This window comes from Bradyrhizobium sp. IC4059 (assembly GCF_020193615.1).
In the GTDB taxonomy this organism is placed as follows: Bacteria; Pseudomonadota; Alphaproteobacteria; order Rhizobiales; family Xanthobacteraceae; genus Bradyrhizobium; species Bradyrhizobium yuanmingense.
Window position 1 is genome coordinate 587,589 of record NZ_JADYVH010000001.1, and the last position, 23,565, is coordinate 611,153.

Consider the following 23,565-nt stretch of genomic DNA (forward strand, 5'->3'; position numbering starts at 1 on the left):
GCGGCGGCCGATACGGCCGCCGCGATTTGTCCTTTGAGCATGATCTTTTCGGACAACCGCTCCACACTTCTCCGGATCATGCTTTACGCGAAGGTGATGTTCTGGTCGCGCAGCGGCACATGGCGGATGCGCTTGCCGGTCGCGGCGAAATACGCGTTCAGCACCGCCGGCGCCGCGATGCCGATGGTCGGCTCGCCGACGCCACCCCAGAACCCGCCGCTCGGCACCATCACCGCCTCCACCTTCGGCATCTCGTTGATGCGCATCGAGTTGTAGGTGTCGAAGTTGGTCTGCTCGATCTTGCCGTCCTTCACCGTGCAGCCGCCGTAGAACAGCGCGGAGAGGCCATAGACGAAGGAGCCGGCGACCTGTCGCTCCACCTGCGCCGGATTGACGACGTAGCCGGGATCGGTGGAGGCGACGATGCGATGCACCTTGATCTTGTTGGCGTCGGTCACCGAGATCTCGGCGGCGCCGGCGACATAGCTGCCATAGCCCATCACCTGCGCGATGCCGCGATAGACGCCTTGCGGCGCCGGCGTGGTCCAGCCGATCTTCTCGGCCACCGCATTGAGCACCGCGAGGTGCTTGGGGTGGTTGCCCATCAGCTTGCGACGGAATTCGAGGGGGTCCTGGCCTGCGGCATGGGCGAGCTCGTCCATGAAGCATTCCATGTAGATCGCGTTGTGGTTGACGTTGACGCCGCGCCAGAAGCCGGGCGGGACGTGCGGGTTGCGCATCGCATGCTCGACCAGAAGGTTCGGCACCGAATAGCCGAATGCGGCTTCGCCGGATTGGGCGACGCCCTGGAATGCCGCGGGATCCATGCCGTTCTGCAACGCTTCGGGGCGGAGCGAGAACAGGATCGATTGCCCGGACAGGCGGTAGTGCAGCGCGATCAGGTTGTTGTTGGCATCGAACGCGCCGGTCATCTTGCACTGGGTGATCGGGTGATACCTACCGTGCGCCATGTCCTCTTCGCGCGACCACAGCAGCTTGATCGGCGTGCCCGGCATCTGCTTGGCGATCATGACGGCCTGGCGGACATAGTCGGTCTGGCCGCGCCGGCCGAAGCCGCCCCCTAACATCACCTTGTGCACGTCGCACTTCTCGGCCGGCAGGCCGGACGCTTCCAGCACCGCTGCAAACGCCGCCTCGCCGTTCTGCGTCCCGCACCAGACCTCGCATCTGTCGGCCGTGTAGAGCGCGGTGGCGTTCATCGGCTCCATCGTGGCGTGGTTCTGGTAGGGATAGGAGTAGACGGCTTCGACCTTCTTGGCCGCACTGGCAATCGCGGCCTTCGCGTCGCCGTTCTTGTTGCCGACATAGGCCGGCTGCGCATTGTCGAGGCCCTCGGCCAGCCATTTCGCAATCGACTCGCTGGAGACTTTTGCGTTGTCGCCTTCGTCCCAGACGATCGGCAGTGCTTCCAGCGCGGTCTTGGCGTGCCACCAGGTGTCGGCGACGACCGCGACGGCGGTGTCGCCGACCCTGACGACCTTCTTGACGCCTTTCATGTTGGCGATCTTGGCTTCGTCAAAGCTCTTCAGCTTGCCGCCGAACACCGGACAGTCCTTGATCGCAGCGTTCAGCATGCCCGGCAGCTTGACGTCGGCGCCGTAGATCATCGCGCCGGTGGTCTTGTCTACGGTGTCGAGCCGATTGACGCCCTTGCCGATCAGCTTCCAGTCCTTCGGATCCTTCAGCTTGACGTCCGCCGGCGGCGTCAGTTTCGCCGCGGCCTCGGCGACCTTGCCGTAGGTCGTGGTCCGGCCCGAGGGCGTATGGGTGATGACGCTGTTCGCGGCCCTGCATTCGGAGGCCGGCACTTTCCATGCGTCGGCTGCGGCCTGGATCAGCATCACGCGCGCGGTGGCGCCGCCCTTGCGGACGTAGTCCTGCGAGGAGCGGATGCCGCGGCTGCCGCCGGTCGAGAAATCACCCCAGACCCGCTTGCGGGCGACGCTCTGGCCGGGGGTCGGATATTCGGTCGTGACCTTGGTCCAGTCGCATTCGAGTTCCTCGGCAACCAGCTGGGCGAGGCCGGTCAGCGAGCCCTGGCCCATCTCCGAGCGGGCGATGCGGATCACCACGGTGTCGTCGGGCCTGACCACGACCCAGGCGCCGATCTCGGGCGAACCGTCGGCAGCACGGACCACGGCGGGGCCGCCGAAGGGCAGGTCGAGGCCGATGGCAAGGCCGGCACCGACCGCAGCGGTGCCGATGACGAAGGCGCGGCGGTTGAGCCGCGGCGATATATGCTTGTTCATGTGGGGATTTCCTTACGCGCTCGCGATCGTGTGGATCGCCTCGCGCACCTGCTGGAAGGTGCCGCAGCGGCAGATATTCGTGATGGCCTCGTCGATGTCGGCGTCGGTCGGCTTCGGCTTCTCGTTCAAGAGCGCGGCCACCGCCATGATCATGCCGCTCTGGCAATAGCCGCATTGCGGCACGTCCTGGGCGATCCAGGCCTCCTGCACCTTGTGCAGCGTATTGCCCGAGGCGAGCCCCTCGATGGTGGTGATCTGCTTGCCCTCGGCCTCGCTGACCGAGATGCCGCAGGAGCGCATCGCAACGCCGTCGAGGTGAACCGTGCAGGCACCGCATTGTGCAATGCCGCAACCGTATTTGGTGCCGGTCAGGCCGGCATTCTCGCGGATCGCCCAAAGCAGCGGCGTATCCGGCTCGACGTCGAGCGTGAAGGGTTTTCCGTTGATTGTTAGGTTTGCCATCGCAAGTCCCCTGATTGGCCCAATCCACCGATTGAACTCAGGGGCGCAATGTGTGCGGCAAACTGGAACGGTTCAAATCAATAGTCCGAGGTTCAAATCAACAAACCGAGCGCGGCCAGGGCGCATGGCCCTCGCTCTGGGGTATGGACCGGGACGCCGTTTTGGCTCATCCCTTCGCAATCGATTCGGGTTGAGGCCTTGTTCCGAGGGCGCCAATCCGCGGCTTGAGGCGACGTCCGGCTGTGAATGCCGGTTCCAGGGCCCCGCGCGGCTTGCGCTGCGGCGACAGTTTGTCCCTATTGCCGGGGTGCAAGTCGCGGGCGCTTTGGTACACTGCGCCGACGCAAAAGGAGTTCCATGAACGTGCCGAGTCCCTGCAACGTACTGATGCTCTACCCGCTGTTCTCGGCAGAGTCCTTCTGGACCTTCGGCGAATCCTGCAAAGTGCTGGGCGTCAAGCGCCCGGCCGCCCCCTTGGGCCTGATCACCGTTGCCGCGATGTTGCCCGAGAGCTGGACCGTCCGGCTGATCGATTGCAACACCGCGCCGTTCGGGGAGGAGGATCTCGCTTGGGCCGACGTCGTGTTCACCGGCGGAATGTTGCCTCAGCAGGCCGACACCTTGCGTCTGATCGAGCTCTGCCGCGCTGCCGGCAAGCCGGTCGTGGTCGGCGGACCCGACCCCACCTCGAGCCCCCATATCTATGAACGGGCCGATTTCCGGGTGCTCGGCGAGGCCGAGAGCGTCATGAACGAATTCATCGCGGCCTGGGAGAGCGGCGCGCGATCCGGCCTCTTCACCGCACCGAAGTTCCAGGCTGACGTCACCAAGACGCCGGTGCCGCGTTTCGACCTGCTCAAGTTCGAGGACTATCTCTATCTCGGTGTGCAATATTCGCGCGGCTGTCCGTTCACCTGCGAATTCTGCGACATCATCGAGCTCTACGGGCGCGTGCCGCGGACCAAGACGATCGAGCAGATGTTCGTCGAACTCGAGACGCTCTACAAGATGGGCTATCGCGGTCATCTCGACTTCGTCGACGACAATTTCATCGGCAACAAGAAGTCGCTACGGCAGTTCCTGCCGAAGCTCGCCGAATGGCAGCGCACGCACGGCTATCCGTTCGAATTCTCCACGGAAGCCTCGGTCAATCTCGCCGACGACCCGGAGCTGTTGGAGCTGATGGGTGCGGCCAATTTCTTCGGCATCTTCGTCGGCATCGAAAGTCCGGACCCGGCGACGCTGGTCGCGATGCGCAAGAAGCAGAACACGCGGCGCAACATCGCCGAGAGCATCCACAAGATCTACGCCGCCGGCATGCTCGTCACCGCGGGCTTCATCGTTGGCTTCGACAACGAGAAGGTCTCGATGGCGGAGGCGATGATCGACTTCATCGAGGAGGCGGCAATCCCCGTCGCCATGGTCGGCCTGCTCTATGCCTTGCCCAACACGCAGCTCACGCGCCGGCTGGAGCGCGAAGGCCGGCTGCATTCCGGGCACGACGTGGCGCCGACGATTGGCGCCGATCAGTGCACGGCGGGCATCAATTTCGATCCGGTCCGCCCGTTGCGCGACATTCTGACGGACTACAAGCGGGTGCTGGAACACATCTACAGCCCGGCGGCCTATGCAGCACGTGTCGACCGCCTGATGACGCTGCTCGACCGGTCGAGGCAGCGTTCCGAGCTTGCCGAAGGCGATATCCGCTCCAAGCTCGGAGCCATGGAGACCGTGCACAAGGTGGTGTCCGCGCTTCCTGAGGCGCGGGGGCCGCTCTGGCAGACCTTCATGAACTGCGCCAAGCGCGACACGTCGTCCGCGCGCATCGCCGTGCAGATGATCGCGGCCTATGCGCATCTCGGACCGTACTCCCGCAAGGTCATCGCGGCGATCGACCAGCGCCTGGCCGCGCTGGACAACGAGGCCGTCTCTCCTGTGGCTGTCGGCGTGACGGCGGCCTGACAGCTTACTTCACCGCGAGCCGCAGGAAGCTCATCACGCTGCCGAGCGCGGCAAAGCCCGCGCCGAGCGCCAGCGCCAGCGTCGCGCCCTCGTGGCCAGCGAGTGCGAAGCAGGCGGCGGCGAGCGCCGCGCCAGTGGTCTGCCCAGTTAGGCGCGCGGTCGCGACGATGCCGGAGGCGCTGCCGCTGCGGTGCGGCGGCGCGCTTGCCATCACCGCCTTCATGTTCGGCGCCTGGAAGAAGCCGAAGCCCATGCCGCAGATCACCATTCGCCAGATGATGTCGGCAATGGCGGGATTGGGCGGCAGTGTCGCGAGCAGCGCCATGCCGAGACCGAGCAGCACGAGCCCAATGCCGCCGAGCAGGCCGACCGCGTGCCGGTCGGAGAGGCGGCCTGCGATCGGCGCCATGATGCCGACCACCAGCGGCCAGGGCGTCATGAAGAAGCCGGTCTCGACCTGCGAGCGGCCGAGCACATCCTCGAAATAGAACGGCAGCGAGACGAAGGCGAGGCCCTGGACGGCGAAGGAGCACACCGCCGTTGCCGCCGACAGCGCGAACATCGGCCTGGCGAACAGGTCGATCGGCAGCATCGGCGCGGGATGATCGGCGTGGCGGCGGGTCAGGATCACGCCGAGCACGAGGGCTGTGACCAGCTCGATGCCGACCACGAATGGCGACAGATTGTGCGCGGCGCTGCCGATACCGGTGATGAACAGGCCGAGGCAGGCGGTGGCCAGGATCGCGCCGAGCAAGTCGAAGCCGTGATCGGCGCGCGGGGTCTTCGGCAGCATGGCAAAGCCGATGCCGATGGCGATGAGGCCGAAGGGGATGTTGACGGCGAACAGCCACGGCCACGGGCCGAAGGCGAGGATGGCGGAGGCGATCGAGGGCCCGAAGGTGAAGGCGGTCGCGACCACGAGTGCGTTGTGACCGAAGCCGCGGCCGAGCATGCGGCCGGGATAGACGAAGCGCACCAGCGCCGTGTTGACGCTCATGATGCCGCTCGCGCCCAGCCCTTGCAGCGTGCGCGCCAGCAGCAGGCTGTCGAGCGACCATGCCACCGCGCAGAACAGCGAGGCAATGGTGAACAGGATCAGTCCGCCGAGATAGATGCGCTGGTGCCCGACGATCTCGCCGAGCGCTCCCAGCGGCAAGAGCGTCGCCACCAGCGCGATCTGGTAGACGTTGACGACCCAGACCGACTGCTCCGGCGTGACGTGCAGGTCGGCGGCGATGGCCGGCAGGGCGATGTTGGCAATGGCAGTGTCGAGCGAGGCCATCGCGAGCGCAGTGAAGATCGCGGCAACCGCCCAGCGCCGCTGCGTCGACGGAAGACCGTCGGCGGTGGGATGGTCGGGCTCGCGCGCGGCGGTAGGTAACGTGATCGTCATTTTTGTTGGCGCGCTGCTCCGGCGGCGTAGCCATGGGGGACGTTCGGCATGTACTACGGAGGCGCCGGCTTCCACAGGCGCAAGCTTGCATGCTGTGTATGCGCGAAGGTCAGGCGATGCGGCTGCGCTGCGAGCGCAGGGCCAAATGAAAAGAGTCGAAAAACAACCCCATGCACAGTAGGAGGCCCTTTGATCGACAAGGCATTTTCCTGCCGTGTCGAAAACGGCGGTCGCAGCCGCAATCAAGTTGACCCGTCGGGCAAAACACTGGCAGGATGCCAGCGTGCCGGCGATCGGCCGGGAGCAGGCCGCATGCGCGTCCTGCGCGCGCCTTCTCCACCACGCCGGCGTTGAGACAGATCAACACTCGACCTGCGCGGCCGCCCGACCTTTCCATCAGCGCATCGATGGAAGGGCGGCTACATGCAGATTCTGCTCAGGGAAATCCGGAATACCCCTTTGCTCTGGATGCTGGCCTTCGTGCCCATCGTGCTGGTGGCAGAGGCGGTGGCGCCACATTCCCATACGCTGCTATTCGTGCTCGCGGTGCTGGCCATCGTTCCGCTGGCGGCGCTGCTCAGCCACGCCACCGAGGCGGTCGCCGCCAAGACTGGCGATGCCGTGGGCGGGTTGCTCAATGCAACGCTCGGCAATCTGACCGAGCTGATCATCGCCATCACGGCGCTGCGCGCCGGCCAGTACATGCTGGTGAAGGCCTCGATTGCGGGCGCGATCGTCACCAACGCGGTGTTCATGCTGGGCGCCTGCCTGTTGCTGGGCGGCCTGCGCTATCATGTGCAGGAATATAACCGCGCCGGTGCGCGGCTCTCGTCCGGCCTGTTGCTGATGGCGACCGTCGCGCTGCTTGCGCCTTCGGCGGTCGCCGATCTCGACCACCTGCCCCAGGGCGGGGGCATCCTCAACAAGCTCAGCCTCGGCATTTCGGTCCTGCTCATCGCAGCTTACGGGCTCGGCCTGTTGTTCTCGCTTCGAACGCACAAGGAATTGTTCGCAAGCGCCGGTCACGGCGACGACGACAAGGAGGCGCACTGGCCGATCGGAACGGCCGTCGGCACGCTGCTGGTCGTCACCGTGCTGGTCGCGCTGGTCAGCGAGATCTTCGTGGAATCGGTGCAGAAGGCGGCGGAAACCTTCGGAATGAGCCCGGCCTTCGTCGGCTTCATCGTCGTCTCGCTGGTCGGCGCCGCCGCGGAATTCGCGGTGGCCTTCGCCGCGGCGCGCAAGGACCGGCTCGACATGGCCGTCAGCATCGCGCTTGGGAGTGCCTCGCAGATCGCGCTGTTCGTCGCACCCGCTTTGGTGCTGCTCAGCTATGTCGTGGGGCCGAAGCCGATGGACCTGCAGTTCTGGCCGGGCGCCGTCACCATGATGATGATCGCGACGGTGACGTCGGCCTTCATCACGGCCAGCGGGCGCTCGGCCTGGTTCGTCGGCGCCCTGCTGATCTTCATCTATGCGGTGTTCGCGCTGACGCTCTACGTGGTCCCGCCGGCGGGGCAGGGGTGAAGTTCGGTGCCCTTCGATCTCGCTCCGGTAGGCTATTGTCGTACGAGAAAATGCCGGCTCCAGGCAGCGATCGTCGGCGTCAGCCCGGGTGCATGGCGGCGCGATGCGCAGGGAGCAGCAAACCACGAAGGTTAGGCGTGCTTCGTCGAACCCACCTTACGGCACAAGCGTGATGAGCTCGTAGACGACGACCGCAGCGCCGAGACAGCGCCGCCAAGGATTCACGCCGCGGATGATCTCGTCGGCGCCCCAAATCATCAGTCCGCCTTTCAAGACGATTGTCAGGGCGACGCTGGCTCTTCCCGCGGAAGGCCAGATCCAAAGCAGAAGGCCCGCGACGATCACGATCCATAGGATGAGGTTGGGCCATTGCGCGATGGTGATGGCACCGGTTTCGCGGCTCTTGAAGAACCAATCGAGGAATCGGCGCACGATCACCGCGTCGGTCAGATCACGACCTCACCCTCTTCGCGGCCCGTCCAATAAGTGATGCGCTTGGCTTTGACCTTGATCAGGACGATGCCCGGCGTATCGATTCCGTTGTCGAACCACTTGTCGAGGTCGCTGGTCCAATGCTGTTGGAAGGCGGCCTTGTCGCGGATCAGCTCGGCAGTCCCTTCGACCGCGAGGTAGATTCCCTTCGAGAATAGGCCCGCCTCCGATGAGAATCCGAGCGCTACCTTGGGATTTCGTTGGATGTCCGATACCGTTCGCGCCTGTTCGTAGGTGAAGTAGTACGAGGTGCCGTCGTAGGCGACGTCGCCGTTGTTGCTCATCGGACGGTTGGCAATCTCGCCGTTCTCGGTGTGCGTCGAGAGAATGGCGATGTCGATGCCGGCCATTTCCTTTGAGATTTCGGCGAGCGATTTCTTGGGCATGAACTTTCCTCCAGTGGAGCGGAGGCAACGATTGGATTGGGCCCATGTTCCCCGAAGCCGGGCACGAAGTGCGCGCCCGCGGTTCAGCAATGACTCGCTTATTGCCGGCGGCGGTCTGACGGTTGGGCCGTCATGCTCGCCGAAATGCCGCAGGTGCGGCCTTGCGCTGGTTGTCGCGCTGGCCGGCTCGTCACGACCCGACGCGACGACCGACCTCGACCTGATCCTCCCAGTCCTCCCATTCGACATTGTTGATGTGGAGGTAGCTCGAGACGGCCGAGCCGATGGTCGGAAAGAACTGAGCTTCGCCGACCTGCGCATACAACCCGAACCGCTTCAGCTTGTCCTTCACGGGATCCTTCAGCTCGGCAAAGCAAAGTTCGATGCCCCTGACGTGGAGCGCCTCGTCCAGTTCGGCAATTGTGTCGCAGGCGGTGACGTCGACGCTCGTGACCGGTTCGGCGGCGACGACCAGCCAGCGCACGGGTGTCGGCGATTGCTCGACCGCGGCCAGAATACGTTCCTTGAAGAACTCGGCATTGGCGAAGAACAGCGGCGCGTCCCAGCGGAACAGCACCAGTCCGGGTATCAGGCGGGCATCGGGATATCTCGTGATGTCGTGATAGCCCTTGACGCCCTGCGCCCGCCCAAGAATTGCGGAGTGCGGACGCCAGCCGTCCCACAGAAACTCGGCAATGGCGACCGCGATGGCGAGGCCGATTCCGGGAATTGCGCCGAGCACGGCTACGCCCACGAAGCACAGCACGGTCAACCAGAATTCCCAGCGCTGGATCCGGTAGATTCGTTTGAGATCACTGATCTCGATCAGGCCGATTGCGGCTGCGATCACCACGGCGGCCAATGCGGCATTCGGCAGGTGCTGCAACAGGTTTGGCGCAGCCAACAGAAGGAACGCGATCGCAAACGCGCCGACGACACATGTGAGCTGGGTGCGGGCGCCGGCGGCTTCGGCAACGGGCGTGCGCGAGGAACTGCTGCTGATCGGGAAGCCCTGGAAAAAGCCGGTCGCCAAATTGGCCGCGCCGAGGCCCACCATCTCCTGGTTCGGATCGACCTTGTCGCCCAGACGAGCAGCATAGGTTCGCGACAACACGCTGGTATCGGCGAACGAGACCAGAGCGATGGCGCAGCCGCCGGCCAGCACGGGGATCAGATCGCCATAGCCGATCCTGGGAATGGAGAAGGCCGGCAGACCTTGTGGAAGTGGCCCCAAGACTTTCACACCATAACCAGTTCCCAGATCAAGGAGTGAGACGACAAGGGTCGCTCCGACGACGGCAATCAGGATTCCCGGCAGTCGCTTGCTGTCCTTGAGCAGCAGGATGACGATCAACGTACCAAGTCCGACTGCGAATGCGGCCCAATTGATCTTGCCATCACCGATCCCAACGGCGATCGCCCATAGGTCTCTCAGCGGTCCTTCGCTTTCGATCGAGAAGCCGAGCAGCTTTGGCAACTGGCTGATCAAAACGGTCAGCGCGATCCCGTTCATGTAGCCGTATCGTATCGGCTTGGACAGCAGCTCCGTCACGAACCCTAACCGTGCGATGCCGGCCACAATGAGCACCGTTCCCGAAACGAGCGCCATCATGGCGGCAAGCATTGCGGCGCGGACCGGATCGCCGCCGGACAGGGGGACGATGACGCCGAGGATGACAGCTGCCAGCGCCGAGTCCGGTCCGAGCACGATGATGCGGCTCGGACCGAACATCGCGTAGGCCAGAAGCGGGACGATGGTCGCGTAGAGGCCGTGGATGCCCGGCAGACCGGACGCCACGGCATAGGCAATTCCGACCGGGACAAGCATGGTCGCCAGCACGAGACCTGCGAAGACATCATGCCGAAGCCAGGCCGCTTCGTAGTACCGAAGCGTATCGATCCCGGGCACCCAACGCGTCCAAACGTTCACCGCGCGCACTCCAAAGGCCGGTCGCCATGCGAAGCGATCGCCGGTCAACAGACGATCAACACGGATATCTGCAGTCACGTGTCGGCTCGCCGATAGCGCGCGACGATCTCGCAACGACTCGACCACTCGCTTGACGCAAATCAACGTTGCCGTTACCCCGACTATTCCGCGGCGCAGCAATCCTTGGGACGAGAGCCTTCGCTCCTAGACCTGATACCGCAACCCGCCATCCACCGAAGGGCCGAGAGCCTTTTTCTGTGCCATCCTTCGCGACGGCCGCTCAGGCGGGCTCCTGAGCAGGGAGTGTGTGGCTGCAGTCTCGGAAGACACTGACGCCGATTAGCCTCATCCTGAGGAGGCGCGTAAGCGCCGTCTCGAAGGACGAGGCGTGCGCACCGGCCAAGTCATGTGCGATAACCCTGGCCATCCCTCACGTTCGTCCTCACCGGACGATCATCGACTCCGGCCAGTTCGGTGCTTGCCACACCGTCGACCACGGCTGGTCACCCCCACAGCCGCGCGCCGTGACATCCACGCGGACGAGCACGAAGCTGCTGGTGCCACTGGTATAGCCTTCGGTCGTTCCCAGGCGGTAGACGTGACGAAGGCGAGAGCTCGGACACATGTCTGTTCCGGTCTCAGCCTCGAACACGCCGGCCTCCTTTCGCCAGGTGATGAGGCCCGGCCGCGGCGTGGTGCCGAACCCGGTGTTCTGTGCGAAGAATGGAAACGCGACGAGCTTCGGATGGCGCGCGTCCTTAAGGTCGAAGACGAGATGACTTCCCACGATCCACTGACAATATACGAGGACGAAACGGCGCTCTCTCTCGACCAAGAAGCGAAGCGGAATCTCTTTCATGCCTTTTTCGACGTCGCAGTTCTCGCGTTGTGCTGCGCGCGCCACCTGCCTTGGGACCTCGGCGAGGGCTGAGACCTGGAAATCCGTTCTGCCTCCAAACGGGATGGGATCGAAGGCGGCAGTCTCATCTCGACTGCCGGCGCTCTGCTTGTCCTCGCCGAACGCGGCGGAGGTCAAGTGAACTGCGGCGAGGAGCATCAAGAGACCGACCCCAACCCTCACGCTCTTCAATGTCGAACGCATCGCATGAATTCCTAGAACTGATACCGCAAACCCCCTATCCACCGGGATCACCGCTCCCGTGATGTATCGCACCCGCGAGGCCCAAAACACTACGAGCGCACTCATGCGGTCAAGCCGGTCCGTTTCGGCGATCTCGAGCCAGCTGTGGTGGCACGAGAACAACTGAAGGGACACGCCTGGGTGTGTAACGGGCATGGGCGCGATGAGGCAAGTGAAGGACCCGCATCCGGGAGTTACGATCCTCGAAATTTGAGGCGCTCCCAACGCGGGCTTGGGCTGTCGACTCGCCTACTGCCAAGATCGGCGCCGCATCGCCAAGCTACCAGTAACTTTTGAACGTTTGCGCATTCGTCGTTCCTCAGCCTTTTCCAGGCGGGTACGAAGGTTCTGAAGCTCCGTCAGTTGAGAGCTGAGCGACAAAACACGTTGACGCAGAATCGCAATACGGTCGCACTGACCACGAGTACTCATGACGCGCCCTAAACTATGACTGTCAGGAAATGAACAGCTGGGCCAAGAAACAGAATGGACTTAAACCTATGGGTGTTGATGACCATAGCAAAGGTTCATGAAATTTGATTGACACGCGCGGCAGGGACGTCGCCGACCGCGATCGGAACATGCCAAAGATCAAAGCGCCGTTGGATCGGTGATTTTGCGCGACCACCCCAGTTCGATTCCGAGTTCTTACGGAAAACCGCTGCTAGAGCACAAGCCCGAGCACCAACCAGCTGGCAACAGACAAACAGACGCCAATTCCCAAATACGGCAACGCAATGCGCATGGTCATTCCTCCATGCCTAGACGCGACGAGAACATGGTCAGATACGCAGATTCGGGGCGCCAGCCCTATATTCCATGCGATGTATGAGGTTGTTTAACGGCATCCGACGAGCATATTTAATTTGACTTTTGAATATGGTCAAAATTATATGTATTTGAGTTAATTGCTATATTTAATTTGGGCGTGTCGCCGCGCCGCAACACATTATCTACGCGTGTTCTGATCGGGTGCCGAAACCATGCGAACAGGCTGGGCGATCGCTCCATTGGAGTTGCTCTTGAGAGAGGCGTGATGCATGCGCCAATCAATCGATACTGCACCCAGGGACCGAGAAAGCACCCGAATAGAAGATGCGGCGGAGGAGCTCGGTCACGGGTCGCCCGAGACGGGCAGATGGGGCGCAAAGGACGGCTCAGCGCTCCGCTCTTCACGGACCCATTGGTGGGGTGAGACCGAGGATATCGATCCGGAGGAGACGGGTAGTTCGCTCATTGCAGCTGTCGTTCTGGTCGCCCTTATCTTCGCTGGGGTGACCCTGCTCGGTGCTTTCGACCCGTTCAACGCACAACCGACTGCCGAAACAACTCGAATCGACGGCGGAAGCGCCGCCGGCCTCGACCAGCGGCCTGACTTCGCGACCGGATCGCCAGCACTCCTTCAGAGCGAAATGTCCGAGGCCCCGATTCAGGCGGTCTCCGCAAGCGCGGCGGGCCCGCCACCACGGCTCGACGCCGACGGGCGCAGTGACGCGCTCTCCGGTGAACTGGCCGGCGCGCGCAGGGAGCTCGAAGAGGCGGTCCAGCGCACGCATGCAGCGGAAACTGCCACGGAGGAGCTGCGGCAGTCTCTTCAAATTGAGCGAGCCCGCAGCGCCGCCTTCGCGGACGAACTTGCCGGAACCCGCCGCGAAGTAGAGGCTCGTATCGCGCAGGCGCGCGAGGCGGACGAGGTGGCCGCACAGCAGAGGGATGCGGCGGCGTGGGAGATCGCTGAACTGCGGCAGTCCCTGCAGCAGGAGCGGGAAAAGAGCGCCGTCCTGGCGAAGCGAGTGAGCGCCGCGCAGGCGATAGCGGCAAGCGCTGAGCAAGAACGCTACGAGGCGCAGTCACGCGCCGCCGCCCTCGCGAGCGAGCTTGCCGGCATGACTGGCGGATCGGCTACGGCCGACGGTGCCACGGCGGAGCAAAGCGAGGCGGTGGGCGGGGAGATCGCGGAATTGCGGCAGTCCTTGCAGCAGGAGCGCGAAAGGAACGCAGCCCTCGCGCAACAAGAGGACGCCGCGCGGTCGGCAACGGCGAACGCCGAGCAACAACGCCGTGCCCTCGAAGAGGCCCAGGCTCATGCTGCCGCGCTGGAGAGCAAGCTTGCGCAAACGCGCGGCGTCATCGAATCGCTGAACGGGCATCTGCGCGAGGCGAACGATGCAGCCTCGCAGCAGAGACAGGCAGCGAACCGGGAGATCGCCGAACTGCGACAGTCGCTGGAGCGGGAGCGGAGCAGGACTGAAGCCAGGGAGAGCGAGATCGCCTCGGTATCGCGCCTTATCGATCAGCACGCCCCGGCGGCGCAAAGAAACGGCGGCCCGACCTTGTCGACGGCGCAGAACGTGACCGCAACGGAGCCGCCGACGAATCCAGGCCAGGACGAGGTGGAGGCCCGATTGATCCCGCGTGCCAGAGCGTTGCTCGATCAGGGCAATATCGGTGCAGCGCGGATTGTGCTCGAGCTTGCGGCTGAGAAGAACAGTGCGCAGGCGACCTTCATGCTCGCGGAGACATATGATCCGGCGGTTCTGTCGGCTTGGGGTGCCTATGGAACGCGCGGCGAGGCGGCCAAGGCGCGCGAGCTCTACGCGAAGGCACAGAGGAGCGGCATTCGCGGAGCCAAGGAACGACTGGATGCATTGCATCACTGAGAGTGGGCTTTGCATTCATGCCGGGAAGAGTGGTGACGGTGGGCAATCCGGAAAGGAACGACATGAACAAGCTGCCAAGGTCGCTCTCGTCGCTCGTGCTCGCCGCGCTGGTGCCGATTGCCGTGCTGCTTCAAACGACTTGCCTGGAAGCACAAACCGCAAGATCCGCCAAGGCCGATGCACAAATGCTCCGACGGCCGCTCCCTCAGGAGAGCGAAAAGGGCCGGATGAACGCCTGGACCGTCGGGCTCGCCGGCGGCCTGCTCGAGGGCGCGCCGATCCGCCTCGCGGCAGAAATGGCCCGTGTCGTCGACGACGGAGCAGAGCTGCATCTCCTGCCGATCGTCACCCGGGGCGCCACCGACAATCTGAATGCGCTGCTCTATCTGCGTGGTGTCGATACCGCGATCATCAATTCCGACGCGCTCGAGGAGTACAAGCTTCAGGTTCCGCAGATCCAAAGCCGCATCACTTATCTGCTCAATCTGTTTCCGTCCGAGTTGCACATCTTCGTGCGGCCGGAGATCACGAGCCTGCAGGACCTTGCCGGCAAGAAGGTGAACTTCAATACTCAGGGCACCGCAGCCGCCTATTCCGGTCCGCTGATCTTCAGCCGCCTCGGCATCGACGTCGACAAGACGTTCATTCCGCATCAGCTTGCCCTGGAACAGATGCGCAAGGGGGAGATGTCGGCCGTCGTGTTCATCACGTCGAAGCCCGTGGACGCCTTCGTGCGAGGCCGCTGGGAAGCTGGATTCAAGTTCCTGCCGGTCCATTACGACAGGAAGTTCGAGGACTATTATCTGCCGGCGACCTTGAACGCCAACGAGTATCCCAATCTGATCAAACAGGGTGAGCGGGTTGCGACTCTTGCCGTGCCGACGGCTCTCGTTGCATTCAACTGGCCGCCACGCTCAAACCGCTATCAACGCGTGGCGCGCCTCGTCGAGTACCTGTTCTCGCGGATTGACCGCCTGCAGGCACCAGGCTTCGATCCGAAATGGCAGTCCATCAATCTCGCGGCGTCCGTCCCCGGGCTCACCCGCTTCCCGGCTGCGCAGGAATGGCTGGATCGCAAGGCACGCAGCGTACAGGCGAGGCCATGAAGAGTGCCGTTCCTCCGTTCGCCGTCGCCTTGAACGTAGCCTGCGGAATCGCTTACGCGCAAGACACGGGCGATGCCGTCGAGTCACTTCGGGCTTGTTCGGCGATGGAAGGGCGGGGCCGGCTGGAATGCCTGCAAGAACTGTCACGTAAGATTCCGCCGCCCGGGCGGCGGGCGTCAGACGGCGGCTGGCTGATCAGCGAGACCACCTCGCCGGTCGACTATTCACCCGTCGTCACCGCCACCACCTTTTCGGTTGGCGGCTCGGATGGAGCCACGATGCAACTCGCAATCCACTGCCGCAAAGGCCGAACGGAAGTCACGGTCGCCGGACCGGCGCTGTCACGGAGCGCCAACGAATACGTCATCTCCTTTCGGTTGAATGCGGACACGCCGATGCAACTCGCGGCAGCGTCGCCGTCATTCGGCTCCGGCGTCGCTTTCGGGGGCGACGTCGTAAAGTTGCTGAACGCGCTACCCGACGAGGGTCACATCGTCGTGCGCCTTTTCGCCCGCACTGGTCAGGTGCAAGACGGACAGTTCCTGCTCAGCGGATTCGAGAACGTGCGCAAGAGAATGGCGGCTGCATGCAAATGGCCACATAGCGTCGCCAGACCGGGAAGGTGATGGTCAAGGAACGGGAGACACGAGATGATCAATCCGAAGTTGACGATAGCAATCATCGGCGGCCTGGCGATGGTGCTTCTGGTCGAACCAAGCGCGCAGGCGCAACAGGACAACCAGTTGATCCCGCAGATGAGCGAGAAGAATCAGGCACGCGATCCGAAGCAACCGACTAGACGGATGCACGTGAGCAAGCCGGGGCAGACTCACACGAGCAAGCAAACCGCTGCGACACGGGCGGCGATGGCTCAGGCGACAAAACCCGAGATCGTCAAAAAGCCGCACCAGCTGATATTGCAGGTCAATTCCAACGAACCTGCGATGATGAACCTCACGCTCAACAATGCCACCAATGTCGCGCAATATTACCGCGATCTCGGTGAACCAGTCTCAATCGAGATTGTCACCTTTGGTCCCGGTCTTCATATGCTGCGCGATGATACCTCGCCGGTAAAGCCACGCATCGAGGTGCTCGCGATGAGCAATCCCGAAATCTCCTTCAAAGCCTGCGGCAACACCCAGGAAAATATGCGGAAGGCGGAGAACAAGGACATCAATCTGATTCCGCAGGCGACGGTGGTCAAATCGGGTGTCGTCCGCGTCATGGAGCTGCAGGAACAGGGCTGGAGCTACGTCAAACCGTGAGGTCCGGCGACAATGAGGCTGTCGGATGCGCAGTTAGAGCGGAATGGCTTTAGGTTGAATCGATTGCCACGGGCTCGGTGCAACCTCTCCCGCTCTTGTCCGCCGAAGCCTTGGCGAAGGCGGATGCGGGAGAGGTCACGCCACCGGCTCGCGCCCACGGCGCGCCCGACGACAGGCTCCGGCGCGGGTCAGGGCTTTCTCCTCTCGGGGCTATCCCATTGCGGAAACATTCCCCAGCCCTCTCCCGCAAGCGGGAGAGGGAGTGCACTTGCCTTGTAGCAATCTCCTTCACCAGCTCGGCGAGCAGGTCGGCGCGGCGCGCCACACCGACGACGCGCACACCTTCGGCGGCGCGGCCCCTGGCGATGGCGCGGCCGATGCCGATGCTCGCGCCGGTGACGACGGCGGTTTTCGATTTGAGCCCGAGGTCCATGGTCGCACGCTCCCTTGGTCCTGCCTGCTTTTTGTTGTTCGTTTGCCGCTCTGTCCCGCGGGCTTGCGAATTGCCCGACCGGGACGAGCAGTGGTAACCAAGAGGCTTGCCGAAGGACAAGAGCCTTGTTTAAGGACAAAAGCCTTGGCGAAGGAAATACGAAAAACAAAAGGCGTCGAAGGATGGTCTGGGATCCGCAGCAATATCTGAAGTTCTCCGGCCATCGGCTCCGGCCCGCCGTCGACCTGTTGATGCGGATTCCCGATTTTGCCCCGCGCGCGATCGCCGATCTCGGCGCCGGCGCCGGCAACGTCACCAAATTGATCACGGAGCGCTGGCCGGAGGCACGCGTGACCGGGGTCGAGGGCTCGGCGGAGATGGTCGCGGCAGGACGCAAGGCCGCGCCTGACGTGGAATGGTCACATGAGGATCTCGGCCATTGGAGTCCCGCTGGGCAGTACGACTTGATCTATTCCAATGCCGCACTGCATTGGCTGCCCAATCATGCGGCACTGTTTCCGTCGTTGATGGAGAAGGTGACGCCCGGGGGCATGCTCGCGGTGCAGATGCCGCGCAATTTCCTCGCGCCTTCGCATGTGCTGATCGGCGAGACTGCGCTCGACGGCCCATGGCGCTCCAAGGTGGAGCATCTCGTCACCCCGCCGCCGGTGGAAGGGCCGGGCTTCTATCACGATCTGCTCGCGCCGATGTCGGCCAACATCGACATCTGGGAGACCGAATATCTGCAAGTGCTCGAAGGCGACAATCCCGTGAAGGAATGGACCAAGGGCACCTGGCTGACGCGCTATCTCGACGTGCTCCAAGGCGAGGAGAAGGCCGCATTCGAAGCCGCCTACGGGATGCGCGTCGCGAGCGCCTATCCGAAGAATGCGGCGGGGCAGACGCTGTTCCCGTTCCGGCGCCTCTTCATGGTCGCGCAACGGAAAGGCTGATGGCGCTGCCGCAACGCGGCATAGCACGCGTTGCCTTGGACACGCGCGGATGCCGGCTTGCGCATCCGGCGGTCATCACGTTAGCTTGGCAGCGCTTAGCTCTCGTTGTTACCGACGGCTGCGGCCCAATAACAACAATACCAACGGTCGGGGGCAATTGCGCTCCCGGCCGTTGCGCTTGAATGATCCAATCCGGGGGGACCAAGTTGCTGCGTGTGCTGAATCGCTTTCTCGATCATCTCGAGGAATGGCTGATCGCGACGATGATCGCGGCTGCGACGTCGCTCATCTTCGTCGCGGTGGTGCACCGTTACGGCGCCGGGCTGTCGATCGACCTCGCCAAATGGGCGGAAGCCCGCAACCTCACTGTCCTCGCCGTGCCCGCGCGCGCGACGTTCGCCTGGCTTGCCGCGCTCGATTTGTCATGGGCGCAGGAGCTCTGCATCTACATGTTCATCTGGATGGCGAAGTTCGGCGCCGCCTACGGCGTGCGGACCGGCATCCATGTCGGCGTCGACGTGCTGGTCAACATCCTGCCGGGCGGCTCGCGCCGCCGCATCATCACCTTCGGCCTCCTGTGCGGCGCGCTGTTCACCGCCATCGTGGGCTATTTCGGAGCCGCCTTCGTCAGCCACATGTGGCACAGCGGCCAACAGTCCAACGACCTCGAGGCGCCGATGTGGGTGGTGTATCTCACCATTCCGATCGGCTCCGGCCTGATGTGCTTCCGCTTCCTGCAGGTCGCCTGGTCGTTCTACCGCACCGGCGAGCTGCCGCATCACGATATGGCGGGCGTCGAGGGCGTCGAGGCGGATCCGGTGCATCCGGCGCCGGTCACGCCCACCCAGGTGGTCCGGGACGAGCGCAGCCCGCTCGGCTGGATCCTGATGCTGCTGCCGGTCCTGATCGTCGCGCTGTGCTTCGCGCATGCGGCCCATGTCATCACCTTGCCGCAGGGCCTGCGCGTCTTCATCGTGTTCGCGCTGCTGATCTCGCTGATGCTGACCGGCATGCCGATCTCGATTGCGCTGGGTCTGACCGTGCTCAGCTTCATGTTCACGCTGACTGACGTGCGAACCGAATCGGTGGCGCTGAAGCTGTTCACCGGCATCGAGAATTTCGAGATCATGGCGATCCCGTTCTTCATTCTGGCCGGCAACTTCCTGACTCATGGCGGCGTGGCGCGGCGTATGATCACCTTCGCAACCTCGCTGGTCGGCCATTGGTATGGCGGGCTCGCGCTGTCGGGCGTGGTCGCCTGCGCGCTGTTCGCCGCGATCTCCGGCTCCTCGCCGGCGACCGTGGTGGCGATCGGCTCAGTGATCCTGCCCGCGATGGTCGCGCAAGGCTTTCCGAAACGGTTCGGCGCCGGCGTGATCACGACGTCGGGCTCGCTCGGCATTCTGATTCCGCCATCGATCCCGATGGTGCTCTACGCCGTCTCGACCAACAGTTCGGTGGGCAAGCTCTTCATCGCCGGCATCGTGCCGGGGCTTGCGCTCGCCACGCTGCTCGGCATGACGACGTTCTATCGCGCCTGGCGCAACGACTATCCGCGGATGCCGAAGGCGACCTTCATGGAGCGTCTCGATGCGTTCCGCAAGTCGATCTGGGGCATCCTCCTGATCGTGATCGTGATCGGCGGCATCTACAGCGGCCTGTTCACGCCGACTGAAGCTGCCGCCGTCAGCGCGGTCTACGCCTTCATCGTCGCGGTGTTCATCTACAAGGACCTGAAGCTGCGCGACGTGCCGCGCGTGCTGCTGTCGTCGGCCAACCTTTCGGCGATGCTGCTCTACATCATCACCAATGCCGTGCTGTTCTCGTTCCTGATGACCTACGAGAACGTGCCGCAGGCGCTGGCGCAATGGATGATCGACCAGGGCCTGGGCTGGATCGGTTTCCTGCTGCTCGTCAACATCCTGCTGCTGCTCGCAGGCAATGTGATGGAGCCGTCCTCGATCATCCTGATCATGGCCCCGATCCTGTTTCCGGTCGCGGTCAAGCTCGGCATCGACCCGATCCATTTCGGCATCCTGATGACGGTCAACATGGAGGTCGGCCTGTGCCATCCGCCGGTCGGCCTCAATCTCTACGTCGCCTCGGGCATCGCCAAGATGGGGATCACCGAGCTCACGGTCGCAGTGTGGCCGTGGCTGCTGACGATGCTGGGCTTCCTCGTAGTGGTGACCTATTGGCCGGGCCTGTCGCTGTGGCTGCCGCGGCTATTGGGGATGTAGCGGTGCGACAGGTGTACCCTCTCCCCTTGTGGGAGAGGGTGGCTTCGCGAAGCGAAGCCGGGTGAGGGGTTTCTCTCCTCACGAACAGTTCTGCGAGCGGAGACATACCCCTCATCCGGCGCTTCGCGCCACCTCTCCCACAAGGGGAGAAGGGAAGAGACCGGCAGCGATGTAGAAAGTCTACTCTGCGCTGCTCACCAGCTTGATCCGCGGTGCCTGCGCCTCGGTCAGGCTGCGATATGCGGCGAGGTAGTCCAGGGCCATGCGCCGCGCGGTGAAGCGCGTTTCGAACTGCTTGCGGATCGCGGCGCGGTCGAGTTGCGGAAGCCGGTTCACCACGCCCGCGGCGCTGATGACGTCCTCGACGATGAAGCCGGTGAGGCCCTCGTCGATGATCTCCGGCACCGAGCCGCGGTTGAAGGCGACGACCGGCGTTCCGCACGCCATGGCCTCGATCATGACGAGGCCGAACGGCTCCGGCCAGTCGATCGGCAGCAAGAGGCCGAGCGCGCCGCTGAGGAAATCCGACTTCTCGTGATCGCTGATCTCGCCGATGAAATCGACCAACGGATTGTTCTCGATCATCGGCCGGATCAGCTCGTCGTAATAATCCTGGTCGGCACGGTCGACCTTGGCCGCGATCTTGAGCGGAATGCCGCAATGGGTCGCGATCTTGATGGCGCGATCGACGCCCTTCTCGGGCGCGATGCGGCCGAGCACCGCGAGGTATTCCTGTTTCGCCGGCTTCGGCGTCAGTAGCTTCTCCGGCAGGCCGTGGTGGATCGTCGTCACCCAGTTCGCCTGCGGCACCGGCCGCCGCTGCGCATTGGAGATCGAGATGACCGGCATATTGGTGAAGGTGTTGAAGACCGGCTGATGCTCGGGAAGATCGAGCCGGCCGTGCAACGTCGTCACGAACGGGGTCGGCTGGCGGTGGAACAACGACCAGGGATAATAGTCGAGATGGAAGTGGAGGAAATCGAACTCCTCGTCGTCACATTTTTGCCGCACCCGCTCCAGTAGCACCATGTGCAGCGCGTTGGGATCGCGCACGGAACCGTCGAGCCGAAGTGCCCGCGGCCATAATGCATCGAGCTTGGCCGATGTCCGCGAGTCGCCGCTGGCGAAAAGCGTCACGTCATGGCCCAGGGCCACCAGCTCTTCCGTCAACCAATGCACCACCCGCTCGGTGCCGCCATACAGCTTGGGTGGAACAGCCTCCGTCAACGGAGCTACCTGCGCGATGCGCATCTCACCATCTCCTCTGCGATCATGAAGTTGAAACCCCCGCCTTAACGGCACCGGCAATGCCAGACGAGGGAACGTTCCCGCACCTGCGAAGTTCCTTCCCCCGAACGTTACATATTCGACACGTCGGCGGAGCGTCGCGATGCTGCCACTACATCTTCGCACATCGTCCGCATCCGCATGTCGTGATGGGATTGCCCGGGAACCGAGGCGAAGCGGTCGATGTTCACTCGACCAGTAACGAAACGAAAAATCAGCATAACGGGGCGACAGCCATATGGATCAGCTTTCTGGGTACGCGCGTAGGCCATTTGCCTTTGTCCTGCGCTATCTCCGGCGTCGTCTCGCGTCGCATTTGGTGATCCTGACCGCGGTCGTGGGGGCCGTTGCCTGCTCCGTAGGCACCCAGTATGGCGTCAAAGCTCTGGTCGACGCCTTGTCGGCCGGTCCCTCGTATGGCGGTGGCGTATGGCTGGCATTCATTCTGCTCATGTCACTGATTGCCGCCGACAACTTCCTGTGGCGGATCGCAAGCTGGACGGCGAGCTTCACCTTCGTCCGGGTCACGGGCGATTTACGGCGTGACATATTTCGTCATCTGACCGGGCACGCCCCGAGCTACTTCTCGGACCGGATGCCTGGCATGCTGACGAGCCGCATCACCGCGACCTCGAACGCGGTGTTCACCGTCGAGAACATGTTCGTCTGGAATGTGTTGCCGCCGTGCATTGCCACAATTGCGGCAATCATCCTGATTGGAACCGTCAGTCCCTACATGGCGCTCGGCCTGATCGCGATCGCGGGCGGCATGGTGGTTGCGATGTTTCGTCTGGCCGCGGCCGGCAAGCCGCTGCATGACGATTTCGCCGACAAGGCCGCATTGGTCGACGGCGAGATGATCGACGTCATCAGCAACATGCCGCTGGTGCGCGCCTTCTGCGGCATCAGCCACGAGCATGAGCGGTTCGACGCGACCGTGAACCAGGAGCTGACCGCGCGCAGCCGCAGCCTGCGTTATCTGGAGAAGCTGCGGCTGTTGCATGCCGTCATCACCGTGCTTCTGACCATTGCGCTGATGGCCTGGGCGATCTCGCTCTGGCAGAAGGGCCAAGCGACGACCGGCGACGTCGTGCTGGTCTGTACGCTCGGCATCTCGATCCTGAGCGCGACGCGCGATCTCGCGGTGGCGCTGGTCGACGTCACCCAGCACGTCGCGCGTCTGACAGAGGCGATCGCCACGCTGCTGGTGCCGCACGAGCTCCGCGATCATCCCGAGGCCGAGCCCCTGGTCAAAAGCGGCGCGGCCATCGCGTACAACAACGTCACCTTCGGCTATCCCGGCAGCGACAAGATCTTCGAGCGCTTCAGCCTGCGCCTCCAGCCCGGCCAGCGCGTCGGACTGGTCGGCCAGTCCGGCGGCGGCAAGTCGACGCTGTTCACGCTGCTGCAGCGCTTCTACGACGTCGACGAGGGCAATATCACCATTGACGGCCAGGACATCTCGAAGGTGACGCAGCTGAGCCTGCGCGAGGCGATTTCCGTCGTGCCGCAGGACATTTCCTTGTTTCATCGCTCCATTCGCGAGAACATCCGCTATGGCCGGCCGAACGCGACCGACGACGAGGTGCTGCGCGCGGCGATCGCAGCGCGCTGCGACTTCGTCGAGACCCTGCCCGAGGGCCTCGACACCATGGTCGGCGACCGCGGCGTCAAGATGTCGGGCGGCCAGCGCCAGCGCATCGCGATCGCGCGCGCCTTCCTGAAGGACGCGCCGATCCTGCTGCTGGACGAGGCGACCGCCGCGCTCGACAGCGAATCCGAGGAGGCGATCCGCGAGGCGCTGTCCCGCCTGATGCGCGGCCGCACCGTGATCGCGATCGCTCATCGCCTTGCGACGCTGCGCAATTTCGATCGTGTCGTGGTGTTGAGGAATGGTAAGATCATCGAGGACGGCTCGCCCGAGCGCCTGATGCAGGGTCACGGGCCGTATCGTGAGCTGGTCACGCAGGAAATGAGCCGGCTCGCGCAAGCCGCCGCGTAAACCAACAGTCGCGTTCTCGAGTCGGTCGCGTTTCGAATCAAGCGCAGGGGAGC

Annotated in this window: 17 protein-coding genes and 2 pseudogenes; 10 read left to right on the top strand and 9 right to left on the bottom strand. The window is 63.6% G+C overall.

What is annotated here, in order from left to right:
* Nucleotides 1-83: 83 nt before the first annotated feature.
* Together I6F12_RS02800 and I6F12_RS02805 are read right to left on the bottom strand one after the other, a co-directional pair.
* Nucleotides 84-2,270: a molybdopterin cofactor-binding domain-containing protein gene (locus I6F12_RS02800; protein ID WP_225155456.1), complete on the bottom strand. Its 2,187-nt coding sequence runs from the start codon at nt 2,268-2,270 to the stop codon at nt 84-86.
* Nucleotides 2,271-2,282: 12 nt separating this feature from the next.
* A complete protein-coding gene (locus I6F12_RS02805; protein ID WP_036004329.1) occupies nt 2,283-2,732 on the bottom strand; it encodes a (2Fe-2S)-binding protein in 450 nt (149 codons plus the stop codon).
* A gap of 357 nt (nt 2,733-3,089) precedes the next feature.
* Here I6F12_RS02805 and I6F12_RS02810 point away from each other — a divergent pair, with 357 nt between their 5' ends.
* Nucleotides 3,090-4,694, top strand: a complete 1,605-nt coding sequence (locus I6F12_RS02810) for a B12-binding domain-containing radical SAM protein (RefSeq protein ID WP_036004332.1) — start codon at nt 3,090-3,092, stop codon at nt 4,692-4,694.
* A 4-nt stretch (nt 4,695-4,698) separates the two neighbouring features.
* Here I6F12_RS02810 and I6F12_RS02815 read toward each other — a convergent pair whose 3' ends face one another.
* Nucleotides 4,699-6,087 carry an MFS transporter gene (locus tag I6F12_RS02815; RefSeq protein ID WP_225155457.1) on the bottom strand — a complete coding sequence of 463 codons (1,389 nt, stop codon included), beginning with the start codon at nt 6,085-6,087 and terminating at the stop codon, nt 4,699-4,701.
* 423 nt (nt 6,088-6,510) lie between these two features.
* Between I6F12_RS02815 and cax the strand changes: the two genes are divergently transcribed.
* Nucleotides 6,511-7,614: a calcium/proton exchanger gene (cax, locus tag I6F12_RS02820; RefSeq protein WP_109144575.1), complete on the top strand. Its 1,104-nt coding sequence runs from the start codon at nt 6,511-6,513 to the stop codon at nt 7,612-7,614.
* Nucleotides 7,615-7,770: 156 nt separating this feature from the next.
* On the opposite strand, the gene I6F12_RS02825 is transcribed toward cax, so the two are convergent.
* The 4 genes from I6F12_RS02825 to I6F12_RS02840 all read right to left on the bottom strand — a co-directional run bounded on the left by I6F12_RS02825 (nt 7,771) and on the right by I6F12_RS02840 (nt 11,524).
* Complete coding sequence (locus I6F12_RS02825; RefSeq protein WP_225155458.1) at nt 7,771-8,046, bottom strand: hypothetical protein; 276 nt, start codon at nt 8,044-8,046, stop codon at nt 7,771-7,773.
* A 14-nt stretch (nt 8,047-8,060) separates the two neighbouring features.
* Nucleotides 8,061-8,492: a pyridoxamine 5'-phosphate oxidase family protein gene (locus I6F12_RS02830; RefSeq protein ID WP_036004340.1), complete on the bottom strand. Its 432-nt coding sequence runs from the start codon at nt 8,490-8,492 to the stop codon at nt 8,061-8,063.
* 190 nt (nt 8,493-8,682) lie between these two features.
* Nucleotides 8,683-10,422: a sulfate permease gene (sulP, locus tag I6F12_RS02835; RefSeq protein ID WP_225155459.1), complete on the bottom strand. Its 1,740-nt coding sequence runs from the start codon at nt 10,420-10,422 to the stop codon at nt 8,683-8,685.
* A gap of 442 nt (nt 10,423-10,864) precedes the next feature.
* Nucleotides 10,865-11,524: a hypothetical protein gene (locus I6F12_RS02840; protein ID WP_225155460.1), complete on the bottom strand. Its 660-nt coding sequence runs from the start codon at nt 11,522-11,524 to the stop codon at nt 10,865-10,867.
* A gap of 1,079 nt (nt 11,525-12,603) precedes the next feature.
* Here I6F12_RS02840 and I6F12_RS02845 point away from each other — a divergent pair.
* The 4 genes from I6F12_RS02845 to I6F12_RS02860 all read left to right on the top strand — a co-directional run bounded on the left by I6F12_RS02845 (nt 12,604) and on the right by I6F12_RS02860 (nt 16,597).
* Complete coding sequence (locus I6F12_RS02845) at nt 12,604-14,223, top strand: hypothetical protein (protein WP_225155461.1); 1,620 nt, start codon at nt 12,604-12,606, stop codon at nt 14,221-14,223.
* A gap of 62 nt (nt 14,224-14,285) precedes the next feature.
* On the top strand, nt 14,286-15,329 hold the full coding sequence (locus I6F12_RS02850) for a TAXI family TRAP transporter solute-binding subunit (protein WP_157783996.1): 1,044 nt from the start codon (nt 14,286-14,288) through the stop codon (nt 15,327-15,329).
* The gene (locus I6F12_RS02855) at nt 15,326-15,955 is read left to right on the top strand and encodes a hypothetical protein (RefSeq protein WP_074447514.1); all 630 of its coding nucleotides are present in this window, start codon (nt 15,326-15,328) and stop codon (nt 15,953-15,955) included. The genes I6F12_RS02850 and I6F12_RS02855 overlap by 4 nt, the downstream gene beginning before the upstream one ends.
* Nucleotides 15,956-15,979: 24 nt before the next feature.
* Complete coding sequence (locus I6F12_RS02860; RefSeq protein WP_081494513.1) at nt 15,980-16,597, top strand: hypothetical protein; 618 nt, start codon at nt 15,980-15,982, stop codon at nt 16,595-16,597.
* 280 nt (nt 16,598-16,877) lie between these two features.
* Here I6F12_RS02860 and I6F12_RS02865 read toward each other — a convergent pair.
* A pseudogene (locus tag I6F12_RS02865) lies at nt 16,878-17,030 on the bottom strand (SDR family NAD(P)-dependent oxidoreductase); the annotation flags it as partial.
* A gap of 182 nt (nt 17,031-17,212) precedes the next feature.
* On the opposite strand from I6F12_RS02865, the gene I6F12_RS02870 reads away from it, so the two are divergent.
* The 3 genes and pseudogenes from I6F12_RS02870 (at nt 17,213) to I6F12_RS37455 (ending at nt 20,223) form a co-directional block, all read left to right on the top strand.
* Nucleotides 17,213-17,983: a methyltransferase domain-containing protein gene (locus I6F12_RS02870; protein WP_225155462.1), complete on the top strand. Its 771-nt coding sequence runs from the start codon at nt 17,213-17,215 to the stop codon at nt 17,981-17,983.
* Nucleotides 17,984-18,246: 263 nt separating this feature from the next.
* A pseudogene (locus I6F12_RS37450) lies at nt 18,247-18,723 on the top strand (TRAP transporter small permease subunit); the annotation flags it as partial.
* Nucleotides 18,724-18,942: 219 nt separating this feature from the next.
* Nucleotides 18,943-20,223, top strand: a complete 1,281-nt coding sequence (locus I6F12_RS37455) for a TRAP transporter large permease subunit (protein WP_036004463.1) — start codon at nt 18,943-18,945, stop codon at nt 20,221-20,223.
* Between the two features lie 180 nt (nt 20,224-20,403).
* Here I6F12_RS37455 and I6F12_RS02885 read toward each other — a convergent pair whose 3' ends face one another.
* Nucleotides 20,404-21,474 (bottom strand): glycosyltransferase family 4 protein, encoded by a 1,071-nt coding sequence (locus tag I6F12_RS02885; protein ID WP_225155463.1) that lies wholly within the window; start codon nt 21,472-21,474, stop codon nt 20,404-20,406.
* Nucleotides 21,475-21,748: 274 nt separating this feature from the next.
* Between I6F12_RS02885 and I6F12_RS02890 the strand changes: the two genes are divergently transcribed.
* A complete protein-coding gene (locus I6F12_RS02890) occupies nt 21,749-23,512 on the top strand; it encodes an ABC transporter ATP-binding protein (RefSeq protein WP_036025953.1) in 1,764 nt (587 codons plus the stop codon).
* Nucleotides 23,513-23,565 lie beyond the last annotated feature (53 nt).

Bases quoted from the DNA above. Each gene is read 5' to 3' on its own strand.
- I6F12_RS02800 (WP_225155456.1), bottom strand. From the start codon at position 2,270: ATGAACAAGCATATATCGCCGCGGCTCAACCGCCGCGCCTTCGTCATC.
- I6F12_RS02805 (WP_036004329.1), bottom strand. From the start codon at position 2,732: ATGGCAAACCTAACAATCAACGGAAAACCCTTCACGCTCGACGTCGAG.
- I6F12_RS02810 (WP_036004332.1), top strand. From the start codon at position 3,090: ATGAACGTGCCGAGTCCCTGCAACGTACTGATGCTCTACCCGCTGTTC.
- I6F12_RS02815 (WP_225155457.1), bottom strand. From the start codon at position 6,087: ATGACGATCACGTTACCTACCGCCGCGCGCGAGCCCGACCATCCCACC.
- cax (WP_109144575.1), top strand. From the start codon at position 6,511: ATGCAGATTCTGCTCAGGGAAATCCGGAATACCCCTTTGCTCTGGATG.
- I6F12_RS02830 (WP_036004340.1), bottom strand. From the start codon at position 8,492: ATGCCCAAGAAATCGCTCGCCGAAATCTCAAAGGAAATGGCCGGCATC.
- I6F12_RS02840 (WP_225155460.1), bottom strand. From the start codon at position 11,524: ATGCGTTCGACATTGAAGAGCGTGAGGGTTGGGGTCGGTCTCTTGATG.
- I6F12_RS02845 (WP_225155461.1), top strand. From the start codon at position 12,604: ATGCGCCAATCAATCGATACTGCACCCAGGGACCGAGAAAGCACCCGA.
- I6F12_RS02850 (WP_157783996.1), top strand. From the start codon at position 14,286: ATGAACAAGCTGCCAAGGTCGCTCTCGTCGCTCGTGCTCGCCGCGCTG.
- I6F12_RS02855 (WP_074447514.1), top strand. From the start codon at position 15,326: ATGAAGAGTGCCGTTCCTCCGTTCGCCGTCGCCTTGAACGTAGCCTGC.
- I6F12_RS02860 (WP_081494513.1), top strand. From the start codon at position 15,980: ATGATCAATCCGAAGTTGACGATAGCAATCATCGGCGGCCTGGCGATG.
- I6F12_RS02870 (WP_225155462.1), top strand. From the start codon at position 17,213: ATGGTCTGGGATCCGCAGCAATATCTGAAGTTCTCCGGCCATCGGCTC.
- I6F12_RS02885 (WP_225155463.1), bottom strand. From the start codon at position 21,474: ATGCGCATCGCGCAGGTAGCTCCGTTGACGGAGGCTGTTCCACCCAAG.
- I6F12_RS02890 (WP_036025953.1), top strand. From the start codon at position 21,749: ATGGATCAGCTTTCTGGGTACGCGCGTAGGCCATTTGCCTTTGTCCTG.